Source organism: Deinococcus rhizophilus, assembly GCF_030271215.1.
Lineage (GTDB): Bacteria > Deinococcota > Deinococci > Deinococcales > Deinococcaceae > Deinococcus > Deinococcus rhizophilus.
Genome location: NZ_JASNGB010000088.1, coordinates 1 through 12,121 on the forward strand (window position 1 = coordinate 1; position 12,121 = coordinate 12,121).

Sequence of the window (12,121 nt, forward strand, 5' to 3'; positions counted from 1 at the left end):
GGGCACGGGGTCGGGCGCCGTCTCGGCGGACTGCTCGGAAGTGGGGGCCACCGGAGCGGTCACGGCCCGCGCGGAACGGCCGCGCCGGGGCTGGGGGGCCTCCGCCGTGGTGGGAGACTCGTTCTGGACTGCCGCAGGCTCGGGGACCATTGTGGCAGCGGCCTTCGCCGGGCGTCCGCGCCGCTGGCGGGCCGGGGTCTGGCCCTCGGGGGCCGGGGCATCGGCAGTGGGAGCGTCAGCAGTCGGGGCGACGGAAGTGGTCTGTGGATCGGAGGCGGCGCGCAGAGAATCGTCTGTGGCCACGCGCTCCTTTTTCGCTCTGGGCATTCCTCACCTATCAGGACGTGCCCGTGGGACTCTATGTGGAGGTCGTCTCCGGCGGGAGGCGGCCGCGCACTTGGGCAGGCCCCTGAACCGGAACGACGCTCTCGCCCAGGGGCAGAGGGTCTCGCGCTTGTCTCGGGTCGCGCCCGGCTCCCTGCCGCCGTGGCGGTGCCCGGAGGCGGGGGGCGGGGGCGCAGTCCTATGACCCGGCAGCGCGGCCAGTCTACCATGCGGGACCTGACGGCACCTTGAGGACGGCCCTAGAGCATTGGGCAGAATGGAGGCACCTGGGGAAGGGCGCCCCAGGTGCCTCCATTCTGCCCAATGCTCTTCTTCAATTCGCTCGCTCTGCTGCACAGCTTTGCAAGTCCGCTCGGCCAACGAATGCNGGGGAAGGGCGCCCCAGGTGCCTCCATTCTGCCCAATGCTCTTCTTCAATTCGCTCGCTCTGCTGCACAGCTTTGCAAGTCCGCTCGGCCAACGAATGCGGAAACCCACCGCATTCTTATGGCAAATGCTCTAGCTGGCCGCCGGAGCGGGCACCACCACCCCGGTCACGGGCGCGTGGTCGCTCAGGCGGGCGGAGCGGTCCACCACGACCTCCCGCACCTCCGTCCCGGCGGCGAGCAGGTAGTCGATACGCCAGCCCACATCGTTCGCATAGGCGTTGCCCCGGTTGCTCCACCAGGTGTACTCGGCCCGCTCGCCGAGAGCGGCGCGGTGCGCGTCGGTCAGTCCACAGGCGAGGTGGGTGCTCATCCACTCGCGCTCGTGGGGCAGGAAGCCGCTGTTGCCCCGGTTGCCGCGCCAGTTTTTCAGGTCGAGTTCGCGGTGCGCCACGTTGTAGTCGCCGCCGATCACGACCGGGAGGCCCTGCGCGAGCGTGCCCAGCGTCCAGGCGTGGTAGTCGGCCAGCACCCGGTCCTTGAACTCCTGCCGCTCGGGACCGGAACTGCCGCTGGGCAGGTACACGCTGGCGAAGCGCACCCCACGCACCACGGCACTGATCACCCGGCCCTCGGCATCCATCTCGGGGTGATCCATGCCGGGGCGCACGTCCTCCAACCCGTGGCGGCTGAGAATCGCCACACCGCTGTAGCCGGGCTTGCGGGCCGGGAACCACGCACTGCCGTACCCCAGCGCGGCGAACGCCTCAGGCATGGGGTCAGCTCGGACCTCCTGCAGCAGCAGCACGTCGGGGGCCTCACGGGCAAGCCAGCCCTCCAGCCCCTTGCGCAGGGCGCTGCGCAGCCCGTTGACATTCAGGGTGGTCACCTTCAGGGGCGCGGACAGCATCGGCGCGGAGGATAGCGCGGCTCCCGGTCGGGTACGCTGGAGGCCGTATGGTCGAGATCAAGTTCCGCAACGAGCAGGATGGCCGCGAGTTCGAGCTGACCCACCCCCGCGCCGCCCGCGTGCTGGAGGACGTGCGGACCTGGGCCACCGCCAACGATTTCGCGCACGTCACCTTCTGGCGCGACGCCGCGGACCCGGAAAGGCTGTGGGTGCAGCTTGGAGACGACCGCCTGAACTACTGGATTCCGGTGAGCACCTTTACCGAGGGCCGCCACGAGACGGTCGAGATGCAGCTCGACTACGCCCGGGGCGCCCAGCGCCGCAGCGCCGCCGGATACGAGCGCTTCGACAAGTAGGTCTGCCCTGACGCCGCTCCACGCTGACCCGCGGGTGAAGCGTGTCTGTCAGCGGCGAGGTCAAATCCCATCCCTCCAGGCTCAGCCTGTAGCTGGCCGCCAGCGCCCGCACATCCTCCGCGCTGCTTGTACCCACGTCGAGGACGCAGGCGGTGGGAGACAGGGACAGCGCGTCCCGCTCCGACCAGCCGGGCAGATTCATCCGCGTAGTCTGGCACGGCTTTTACGGCCCCCTGGTGAACACTCCACACAACGTTTACAACGTGGCGCCCTTTACGTTTCGCGCAGGGGGCGCGGGCGAGAGTTGACCCGTGTTCGGGGCAGGACCACCCTTCCCCGAGAGTTTTTCCCGAAAGGCAGGTTGACCCATGAAACTGTCCAACATCATGTACATTCTCGGTTTCGCCTCGATTCTCACCTCGGCCGCCAGCTTCACCGCTGGCAAGGCAGACGGCGGCGCTGGCAACAAGGAAGGCGAGGAGAAGCAGCGCAGCGGCCTCTTCGTCGGCTTCTGGCCCCCCACGTTCTTCATCCTCGGCAAGATCATCGAGGACCGCGAGAACAAGAACCAGAGCATCCTGACCGGCGAGTAAACCAATTCAAGCAAGAAGGGACGTGGTGCAAGGCCACGTCCCTTCTTGCTGTATGATTCACATCTCCATGCGCGTTTTCAGGAAGTTGGTCATCACAGCGCCCCGCTTGTAAAACGGATTGTCCATGATCTTGATGTAAAGCGGGATGGTGGTCTTGGGGCCGTGAATCACGCTTTCCTCGAGCGCCCGTTTCATGCGGCTGATCGCCTGCTCGCGGCTGTCGTGGTGGACGATCAGCTTGCCGATCAGCGAATCATAGTGCGGCGGAATCACGTAGCCCGTGTAGGCGTGGCTGTCGACCCGCACGCCGGGGCCGCCTGCGAAATGCACGTCGTCGATCTTGCCCGCCGCCGGGCGGAAGTCCTTGGCCGGGTCCTCCGCGTTGATGCGGCACTCGATGGCGTGGCCTTGCAGTTTCACGTCCTGCTGCTGGAGCGAGAGGCCCTCGCCCGCCGCGACCTGAATCTGCAGCCGCACGAGGTCGAGGCCCGAGATCATCTCGGAGACGCAGTGCTCGACCTGAATGCGGGTGTTCATCTCCATGAAGTAGTAGTTGCCGTCACGGTCCACGATGAATTCCAGCGTGCCCGCACCCGCGTAGTTCACGTGTCGGGCGAGACGCACCCCTGCCTCCAGAATCTCCTGCCGCAGCGAGTCGGGCAGGGTGGAGGGGGCTTCCTCGATCAGCTTCTGGTTGCGGCGCTGGATCGAACAGTCGCGTTCCCCGATGTGGATCACGTGGCCCTGGCCGTCGCCCATGACCTGCACCTCGACGTGCCGGAACTCTTCCAGGAACTTCTCCATGATCAGGGCCGGATCGCTGAAGTACAGCCGCGCTTCTTCCTGCGCCTGTGCGAAGCCCTTGGCCAGCTCCTCCTGGGTCCGGATGACCTTCTGGCCGCGCCCGCCCCCGCCCGCGCTGGCCTTGAGCAGCACCGGGTAGCCGATCTGCTTGGCGGCGAGGAGCGCGGCGTCCATGTCCTCCAGAATCCCGGTGCCCGGAACGACCGGCACCCGGCTCTGCGCGGCGATCTCGCGCCCGCCCGCCTTGCTTCCGAGCGCCCGCATGGATTCCGGCGTGGGGCCGATAAAGACGATGCCGTGCTCGCGGCACATCTCTGCGAAATCTGGGTTCTCGGCCATGAAACCGTAGCCGGGGTGAATCGCCTCGGCGCCCGTCATCAGCGCGGCCGAGAGGATGTTAGGGATGTTCAGGTACGAGGCGGTGGAGGCGGGCGGTCCCACGCACACCGACTCGTCGGCGAGCAGCACGGGCAGGCTCTTCTCGTCGGCGGTGGAATACACCACGACCGTCTTGATGCCCATCTCCCGCGCGGTGCGGATGACGCGCAGGGCGATCTCACCACGGTTGGCGATCAGGATTTTTTTAAACATAGCGTTTGGCCCTCGGCTTTCAGCCTCTAGCTCCCAGCGGACGCTTCAGCCCTCGCTGCTGACGGCTGACCGCTGACGACTGACGGCTCACTCGATGATGAACAGCGTCTGGCCGTACTCGACCGGTTCGGCGTTTTTCACCAGAATCTCGCGCAGGGTGCCGCTGGCCTCGGCCTCGATCTCGTTCATCAGCTTCATCGCCTCGATGATGCACAGCACCTGCCCGGCCTGCACGGTGTCGCCCACCTTGACGTAAGGCGCGGCGTCGGGGCTGCTCGACGCGTAGAAGGTGCCCACGATGGGGGCCTTGACCGGCGTGCCAGCCGAAGCGGGTTTGGCGGGAGGCGCTGCGGGCGCGGGCGTCTCGGCGGGAGTGCTCGCCGGGGTCGTGGGCGCCGGAGCGCTGGGAGCCTCGGCCAGAGCCGGGGCCGCGTTGCTGGCTGCGGGCGGCTGGAAGCTGGGTGCCGCGTGAGGGGCCGGAGCGGAGGCACCCGCCGAGGTCGGCATCCCCACCGCTTGCGGCCCCCGCTTGAGGTCGAGGGCAAAGCTGCCGGTCGTCAGGCTGAACTCGCGCACGTCGGCGTGGCTGAGGGCGTCGAGGATCTTTTTCAGGTCGTCTGGGTTCATGGTTCCTCCCGGAAGGGCAAACGGAGTGAGGCGTCGTGGACCGGTCCCATCATGGGGCGTGGCCGCCGGGGCAGGACCGAAGCAGGGGCGAACAGGGGCGAACTGGACCGAGTCTAACGGCCACAGGAAACGCCGCCCCCAGGGTCAGGAGGCGGCGTTCCGGGCCGGGCATCAGGCGCGGCTGAGGTACTGGCCGGTGCGGGTGTCGACCTTCACGTCGGTGCCCTGCTCCACGAAGAGGGGCACCTGCACGACCGCGCCCGTCTCCAGGGTGGCAGGCTTGGTGCCGCCCGAGACGGTGTCGCCGCGCACGCCGGGGTCGGTCTGGGTGATCTTGAGGATCACCTGATTGGGCAGCGTGATGCTCAGCGGCTTGTCGCCGTACATCGCCACCTCGATCTCGGTGTTCTCCTTCATGAACTTGGCCCCGTCGCCCACCAGCGTGGGGGGCAGGTGCACCTGGTCATAGGTGTCGAGGTCCATGAACACGAAGTCCGAGCCGTCCTTGTACAGGAACTGCATCTTCTTGCCCTCGACGTAGATGTCCTGCAACTTCTCGCCGCTGTTGAAGGTCCGGTCCACGATGGACCCGGTCTCCATGTTGCGGAACTTGGTGACCACCTTGGCGCCGCCGCGTCCCATCTTGAGGTGCGAGTAGTCCAGGCATTCCCACAGGCCGCCGTCCATCTCCACCTTGGTGCCGTTGCGCAGTTCCGTCACGCTGATCATGTGTGTCTCCTTGGTTGTGCCGACCCGTGGGCAGGCGGGGGGATTGGCCGGGGCGCAGGCCCTCGCCGGGGCGCCGCTCGGCAACAGGCCGGATTCTAGCAGAGGCGGCCCAGAGCCGAGAGGCGAGGAGGAGGAGGCCGCCGCCCCGCCCCGTTCCCGCGTCCGTCCCGATTTGCTACACTGCCAGGGTTGCATGGCCCCCGCCCCCATGTCCCCGGACCTCCTGTACCCAGGAGACCGGGCCCCGGACACGGCGCGGGTGAGGCGGCCACTGCGGACCCCGGAGGAAACACGCACATGGAACTGAGAGCCATCCCCCGCACCGGCCAGCAGAAGCTGGCGTCCGGACTGATCCCCGCCGTCGCCTACAACAAGGAGAAGAATGTCTCCTTCGCCATCGAGCGTAAGGCCTTTGACCGCGCCTTCCGTCAGCAGGGCACCACGGGCCTTTTTGACATCACGCTGGAAGGCGGCGAGACCTTCCCGGCGCTCGTCAAGACCGTTCAGATGGACAAGCGCCGCCGCGAGGCGATCCACGCCGACTTCTACATGGTGACCTACGGTGAGCCCGTGCAGGTCAGCGTGCCCGTCCACACGGCGGGCCGCAGCCAGGGCGAGGTTATGGGCGGCCTGGTGGACATCGTGGTGCACAACCTCGACATCGTGGCTCCCGGCCCCCGCCGCATTCCGCAGGAAATCAGCGTGGACGTCGCCGCCCTGAACATCGGCGACCACGTGACCGCCGGGCAGATCAAGCTGCCCGAGGGCGTCAAGCTCGCGGTCGACGAGGACCTCGTGGTGATCAGCGTGCTACCGCCCCGCCTCACGGCCGAGGAGGCCGAGGCCGAGACCCAGGCGGCTCAGGTTGCCGGGCTGGTCGCGGCGGGCGAACTCTCCGAGGAAGCTGCCGCCGCCGTGCTGGAGGGCGACGCCAGCATCGAGGAGATCAAGGCCGAGATTGCCGAGAGCAGCGACACCGCCGAGGCCAGCGACGAGGACAAGCAGGACTGAGCCGCCCGCGGTTCAGGGCCGGGACTCCCACGGGGGTCCCGGCCTCTTTGGTGGCTCAGCGCTCGTCGCGCAGGCAAGCCGCCCGCTCAGCGGCTGGGGACTTGCCACACTGCCGCGCCACCTCGTAGAAGGCCGGGAGATGTCCGCCCACCCGGACGAGCGCCGCTCCGAAGTCTGGAACGAGCGTGGCATAGGCCGCCACCGACGCGAGGGCCGCGTTGTTCCCTCCGGCGGCGAACCAGCCGTCGTAGCCCGCGTACCCGCCCCAGCCTGCCTTCAGGGTGGAGTAGCGCTCCTGCAAGCCCGCGAGCACCGCCGCCTTGCGCGTCCGCATCGTCTCCGGCGCGAGGGGCCGCGCGTAGAGGGCCTGCAACTCGGCCCGCGCCCCCAGCAGCAGGGCCTCGAACGCCTGCGCCCGCTCCCGCATTGTGCGGTCGGCCTCTCGCAGCTCCGGCGTGCCGTGCGCCGAGGCCCAGCGCCGCCAGCCCTCTTCCTCGACGGCGGTGGCAAAGGACTCGTTGTAGACGGTGTCGCCCGCGACATAGACGGCGGGGTGGGCGAGTTCGTGAATCACGGTGCGGATCAGCGTGGGATCGGGATAGGTCAGCATGGTGGAGAGCACCGGGTCGCGCAGGTAGCCCAGCGTGCTGTAGGCGGTCACGCCGCCCACCCGCACGTCCTCGCCCGCCGCCCGGCGCGTGTCGGCGTAGGCCCGCGCGTCCGCCTCCCGGAAGTAGCCCCGGTAGCCCACGCACCCGGCCACCGGAAAGCAGGAGGTGAGCAGGTCCAGCCCGAACTCGGGCGCCCGGAACACGTTCCAGACCACGTAAGGTCGGCCCACGTCCACGTACTTGCGGTAGGCCCCACGGTCAGGCAGCCCCAGCTCGCCCACCGCGAAGGCCCGGACCTCCTGTACCAGCGCGAGCTTGCGCCGGGTTTCCGGCAGGGTCGCGGGATCGGCGAGAACCTCAGCCACCGGGCGTGCCCGGACCAGCAGATCGAGCTGTCCAGCCGCAGCCTGGGCCAGATACCGGACCTCGCCGCAACCGCTCAGGACCAGCGCCAGCAGCCCGGCCAGGCCCAGTCCCCAGGGAGTCATGGGGGCAGCATAGCGGGAGCGGGAAGACGGGAGGCTGTACCGTGTCCGGCTGCTTGGGTGCGCCCGCCGCGCTCAGGGCGTCTCTCACGGTGCCAGGGGGATGGGGCGCGGTGGGCTCTGCCCCTGGGCTGTGTGTATGCTCACGTATGCCGCTTCTGGACGATCAGATGGCCTTTTTGCTCACCTGCGACCGCCTGAAAGGGGTGGAGCGCACCACCTCCCTGCACAGCGGTCAGCGGATGGAGAACAGTGCCGAGCATTCGTGGCACCTCGCGCTGATGGCCCTGACGCTAGGGGAATACGCCCACCCGGGCACGGACCTGGGGCAGGTCGTGAAGCTGGTGCTGGTGCATGACCTCGTGGAGATCCATGCGGGAGACCTGCATTTCGAGGCCAGCGCTGCCCAGCTCGCTGCGCAGGCGATCCAGGAAAAGCAGGCCGCTCAGACCCTCTTTGGCCTGCTGCCCGGGGAACAACGTGAGGCGTTTCAGGTCCTGTGGGAAGAGTTCGAGGCGGGACAGACCGCCGAGGCCCGGTTTGCCCGGGCGCTGGACGCTCTGCACCCGATGCTGCTGACCTGGGGCCAGGATGGACTGGGGTGTACGGACCGCGCCCCTGACCTCACGCAGGAGCGGGTGCTACGGCTCAAGGAGCCACGCTTACGGGAGTTTCCAGCATTCTGGCAGTGGGCGCAGCAGCTGCTGGAAAAGGCGGCAGAGGCCGGTCTATTGCCTTCCGAACAGAAAGCGGCCAGCCCCCTTCCTGGAAGCTGACCGCTGACAGTGGCTGCCCTTACGCGGCGCCGACCTTCTGGGCGATAACACCCTCGATGTACTTCACCACGCTCTGCAGCGGCACCCGCGCGAGCACGTCCTCCAGAAAGGCCGTAACCAGCATCTTCTCAGCGAGCTCCTTGCGAATGCCGCGCGAACGCAGGAAGAACAGGGCCTCCTGGTTGACGGGACCGGTGGTCGAGCCGTGCGAGCAGCGCACGTCGTTGGCGTTGATCTCCAGCTGGGGCACCGAGAAATTCTGCGCCTCGCTGCTCAGCATCAGGGTGCGGTGCTTCTGGTAGGCGTCGGTCTTCTGGGCACCGAGGTCCACCTTGATCATGCCGCTGAACACCCCGACCGACTGATCGGCGTTGACGCCCTTGTACAGCAGGTCGCTGTGCGCGTGTGCGGCGGCGTGGTGCTGCAGGGTGTAGTGGTCGAAGTGCTGGTCCTCGCCCGCGAAGTACAGGGCCAGCATCTCGGAGTCAGAGCCCTGACCGCGCAGGTAGGACTGCATCTCGGTCCGGCTGAGGGTCCCGCCCATCGTCACAACGAGGCTGTTGAGCGTCGCGTCCCGGTGGACATCGCCGCGCTGACGTTGGATGTGCGTCACGCCCTTGCCCCAGTTCTGGATGGAGACGTAGCGGAGGCGGGCGCCGTCCCTCACGACGAGTTCGACCGCGCCGATGGCGTAGGTGCCGGGCAGTTCCTCCGAGTCCTGCTCGTCGATGAAGGTGACCTGCGCGTTCTCCTCGGCCACCACCAGGGTGCGGGTCGCCGTGTAGGTGCCCGCCTCGCTCATCACGCGGAAGGAGCCCAGAGGCAGCTCGACCTCGACGCCTCGCGGCACGTACACAAACGCGCCGTTGGTCCACAGGGCCGCCGCCAGCGCGGAGAACTTGCCCTCGCTGGGGTCGGGGGACTTGCTGGGCGTCGTGCCGGGTGCGGCGATGGTCGTGTCGTCGGGGACTTCGGCCGGAACCACCGAGTAGAGGTACTGCTGCACCTTGTCGGCGTGCTGCTCGACCGCCGTACGCAGGTCGGTGAAGATCACGCCCTGTTCACGCAGCTCGGCGGGCAGTTCGGTCGCGTACACCACGTCCGGGCCGTCGAGCACGAGGTAGGCGCCCACGTCGGTGCTCGTCAGCCGCTTCTGCACGCTGGGCGGCAGCGCCGCGATGTCAGTCACGCGCTCGCGCCCGGGGTGGGGGCGCAGGTCGCCGAAGTCCACGTCCACGCGGGTGTACTTCCAGGCTTCCACGCCCTCCGTGGGGACGTCGAGCCTGTTGAAGAGGTCGAGCGATTCGCGGCGCTTGTCGCGCAGCCACTCGGGGCCGCCCGCCGGAACAGTCAGGTCTTGGGTCAGGGGTTGGGTCATGGTGCCTCCAGAGGGGTGCGGACGCCGCAGGGTCAGGCGTCCGCACCGGGCGCGGCGTTCAGCCGACGCTGCCTTCCATTTCGAGTTCGATCAGGCGGTTGAGCTCCACGGCGTACTCCAGCGGCAGCTCCTTGGCGATGGGCTCGATAAAGCCGCGCACGATCAGGCCCGCCGCCTCGTCCTCGCTCAGGCCCCGGCTCTGGAGGTACAGGATCTGCTCGTCGTTGATCTTGGAGACGGTCGCCTCGTGGCCCACGCTGGCGTCCTTCTCCTCGATCTCGATGTAGGGATAGGTGTCGGTGCGGGCTTCCTCGTCGAGCAGCAGGGCGTCGCACTCCACGTTCGTCTTGCTGCCGCGCGCGCCCTCGTAGATCTTGACCAGACCACGGTAGCTGCTGCGTCCGCTGTCCTTGGAGATCGACTTGGAGACGATGGTGCCACTGGTGTACGGCGCGAAGTGGACGATCTTGGCCCCCGCGTCCTGGTGCTGGCCGCGGCCCGCCATCGCGATGGACAGGACCTCACCACGGGCGCCCTCCTCCAGCAGGTAGCAGGCGGGGTACTTCATGGTGACCTTGGAGCCGAGGTTGCCGTCCACCCACTCCATCACGCCGTGGCCGTAGACAGCGGCGCGCTGGGTCACGAGGTTGTAGACGTTGTGGCTCCAGTTCTGGATGGTCGAGTAGCGGAAGCGGGCGCCTTCCTTGACGATGATCTCGATCACGCCGGAGTGGAAGGAGTCGCTGGCGTAGGTCGGCGCGGTGCAGCCCTCGATGTAGTGGGCCTGGGCGCCCTCGTCCACGATGATCAGCGTGCGCTCGAACTGGCCCGAACTCTCCGCGTTGATGCGGAAGTAGGTCTGCAACGGAATGTCCACTTTCACGCCCTTGGGCACGTACACGAACGACCCGCCCGACCACACCGCCGAGTTGACGGCCGCGAACTTGTTGTCCTCGGGCGGCACGACGGTGGCGAAGTACTCGCGGAACAGGTCGGGGTACTGCTTGAGGCCGTCCTCGATGCTCAGGAACACGACGCCGAGCTTCTCCCACTCCTCCTTGAGGTTGTGGTAGACCATCTCGGACTCGTACTGGGCACCAACGCCCGCCAGCGCCTTGCGCTCGGCCTCGGGAATTCCCAGGCGCTCGAAGGTCAGCTTCACGTCGTCGGGCACGTCGTCCCAGGAGCGGGCGTTGAAGCCCTCGGGCTTGATGTAGTAGTAGATCTCGTCGAGGTTCAGCCCCGACAGGTCCGCGCCCCAGGTGGGCATGGGCTTGCTGTAAAAGATCTCCAGCGCCTTGAGGCGGAAGTCGAGCATCCACTGCGGCTCGTCTTTCGCCTTCGAGATCATCTCGACGACCTCGCGCGACAGGCCCTTGGGCGCCTTGACGGCGTAGCGCTCGGGGCTGCTCCAGCCGTACTCGTAGTCCTTGTTGATGTTGGCAACTTCAGGATTGGTCATTTGGAAGCTCCTTGGGAGGAGGAGGGGGGTTCAGTCGCCCGCAACGGCGAGCTGCTTGACCCAGTCGTAGCCCTCGCTGTCGAGGCGCTGGGCGAGTTCGGGGCCGCCGGTCTGCACCACGCGGCCGTCCACGATGATGTGGACCTTGTCGGGCACGATGTAGTTCAGCAGCCGCTGGTAGTGGGTGATGATCAGGCCGCCGAGGTTCGGGCCGCGCATGGAGTTCACGCCCCGGGCCACGATCTTCAGGGCGTCCACGTCGAGGCCGGAGTCGGTCTCGTCCATGATGATGTAGTTGGGCTCCAGCATCAGCATCTGGAGAATCTCGTTGCGCTTCTTCTCGCCGCCGGAAAAGCCCTCGTTGAGGTAACGCTCGACGATGCTCTCGTCCCATTCCAGGGTCTTCAGGGCCGCCGTGAGCCTGCCGTAGAACTCGGTAAACGACACCTCCTCGCCCTCGGCCTTGCGGGCCTGCATGGCGAGGCGCAGGAAGTTGGCGATGGTCACGCCGGGAATCTCGACCGGGTACTGGAACGCCAGAAAGACGCCGAGGCGGGCCCGCTCGTCGGGCTCCATCTCCAGGATGCTCACCCCGTCCACGAACACCTCGCCCTCCGTGACGGTGTACTCGGGATCGCCCACGATCACCTTGGCGAGCGTGCTCTTGCCGTTGCCGTTCGGCCCCATGATGGCGTGCAGTTCGCCGCGCGGCACGACGAGGTTGATACCCCTGAGAATGGGCATGTCGCCGACAGAGGCGTGGAGGTTGCGAATCTCGAGCTGGTGGGGCTGATCGGTCATGGAGGCTCCTTATAGGCGGGGTCACTCTTCTTGAGAATGATTCCTAGTTACTGCGCCATTCTACCGACCCCGGGGGGGAAAGTCGAGTGAGTTGGTGTGGATTCGGGACGCCCACGCTGAGGGCGGCGAGCCCCCACTGGTGGGCGCCGATTCGCGGCGGGGGGGGTCAACCGTGGGGGCGATCGGCGGGCAGCGCGGCCGTCAGGTCGTCCAGCCACGCTGCTTCCACCCCGCGCGGGCACAGCGGGTCGTCCAGCGCGGCGCGGCCCCGGGCGAG

At 67.5% G+C, this 12,121-nt stretch carries 12 protein-coding genes; 4 read left to right on the forward strand and 8 right to left on the reverse strand.

Features of this window, described 5'->3' with window-relative positions; genetic code table 11:
- Positions 1-843 precede the first annotated feature (843 nt).
- Positions 844-1,620 carry an exodeoxyribonuclease III gene (locus QOL99_RS10190; RefSeq protein WP_285523553.1) on the reverse strand — a complete coding sequence of 259 codons (777 nt, stop codon included), beginning with the start codon at positions 1,618-1,620 and terminating at the stop codon, positions 844-846.
- Positions 1,621-1,667: 47 nt separating this feature from the next.
- On the opposite strand from QOL99_RS10190, the gene QOL99_RS10195 reads away from it, so the two are divergent.
- A complete protein-coding gene (locus QOL99_RS10195; protein WP_285523555.1) occupies positions 1,668-1,976 on the forward strand; it encodes a hypothetical protein in 309 nt (102 codons plus the stop codon).
- A 368-nt stretch (positions 1,977-2,344) separates the two neighbouring features.
- Positions 2,345-2,569: a hypothetical protein gene (locus tag QOL99_RS10200; RefSeq protein WP_285523557.1), complete on the forward strand. Its 225-nt coding sequence runs from the start codon at positions 2,345-2,347 to the stop codon at positions 2,567-2,569.
- A 57-nt stretch (positions 2,570-2,626) separates the two neighbouring features.
- On the opposite strand, the gene accC is transcribed toward QOL99_RS10200, so the two are convergent.
- From accC to efp, 3 genes are all read right to left on the reverse strand, one after another.
- On the reverse strand, positions 2,627-3,964 hold the full coding sequence (accC, locus tag QOL99_RS10205) for an acetyl-CoA carboxylase biotin carboxylase subunit (protein WP_285523559.1): 1,338 nt from the start codon (positions 3,962-3,964) through the stop codon (positions 2,627-2,629).
- Positions 3,965-4,051: 87 nt separating this feature from the next.
- The gene (gene accB, locus QOL99_RS10210) at positions 4,052-4,591 is read right to left on the reverse strand and encodes an acetyl-CoA carboxylase biotin carboxyl carrier protein (RefSeq protein WP_285523561.1); all 540 of its coding nucleotides are present in this window, start codon (positions 4,589-4,591) and stop codon (positions 4,052-4,054) included.
- 171 nt (positions 4,592-4,762) lie between these two features.
- Complete coding sequence (efp, locus tag QOL99_RS10215; protein WP_285523562.1) at positions 4,763-5,320, reverse strand: elongation factor P; 558 nt, start codon at positions 5,318-5,320, stop codon at positions 4,763-4,765.
- A 297-nt stretch (positions 5,321-5,617) separates the two neighbouring features.
- On the opposite strand from efp, the gene QOL99_RS10220 reads away from it, so the two are divergent.
- Positions 5,618-6,331, forward strand: a complete 714-nt coding sequence (locus QOL99_RS10220; RefSeq protein WP_285523564.1) for a 50S ribosomal protein L25/general stress protein Ctc — start codon at positions 5,618-5,620, stop codon at positions 6,329-6,331.
- Positions 6,332-6,386: 55 nt separating this feature from the next.
- Here QOL99_RS10220 and QOL99_RS10225 read toward each other — a convergent pair whose 3' ends face one another.
- Positions 6,387-7,430, reverse strand: a complete 1,044-nt coding sequence (locus QOL99_RS10225) for an aminopeptidase (protein ID WP_285523566.1) — start codon at positions 7,428-7,430, stop codon at positions 6,387-6,389.
- A 146-nt stretch (positions 7,431-7,576) separates the two neighbouring features.
- On the opposite strand from QOL99_RS10225, the gene QOL99_RS10230 reads away from it, so the two are divergent.
- Complete coding sequence (locus QOL99_RS10230; RefSeq protein ID WP_285523569.1) at positions 7,577-8,203, forward strand: HD domain-containing protein; 627 nt, start codon at positions 7,577-7,579, stop codon at positions 8,201-8,203.
- Positions 8,204-8,222: 19 nt separating this feature from the next.
- Here QOL99_RS10230 and sufD read toward each other — a convergent pair whose 3' ends face one another.
- From sufD to sufC, 3 genes are read right to left on the reverse strand one after another with little or no spacing between them, the layout of a single operon-like run.
- Positions 8,223-9,581 (reverse strand): Fe-S cluster assembly protein SufD, encoded by a 1,359-nt coding sequence (gene sufD, locus QOL99_RS10235; protein ID WP_285523571.1) that lies wholly within the window; start codon positions 9,579-9,581, stop codon positions 8,223-8,225.
- 58 nt (positions 9,582-9,639) lie between these two features.
- Positions 9,640-11,043, reverse strand: a complete 1,404-nt coding sequence (gene sufB / locus QOL99_RS10240) for a Fe-S cluster assembly protein SufB (RefSeq protein ID WP_285523573.1) — start codon at positions 11,041-11,043, stop codon at positions 9,640-9,642.
- A gap of 30 nt (positions 11,044-11,073) precedes the next feature.
- Positions 11,074-11,844 (reverse strand): Fe-S cluster assembly ATPase SufC, encoded by a 771-nt coding sequence (sufC, locus tag QOL99_RS10245; RefSeq protein WP_285523575.1) that lies wholly within the window; start codon positions 11,842-11,844, stop codon positions 11,074-11,076.
- Between the last annotated feature and the right edge of the window lie 277 nt (positions 11,845-12,121).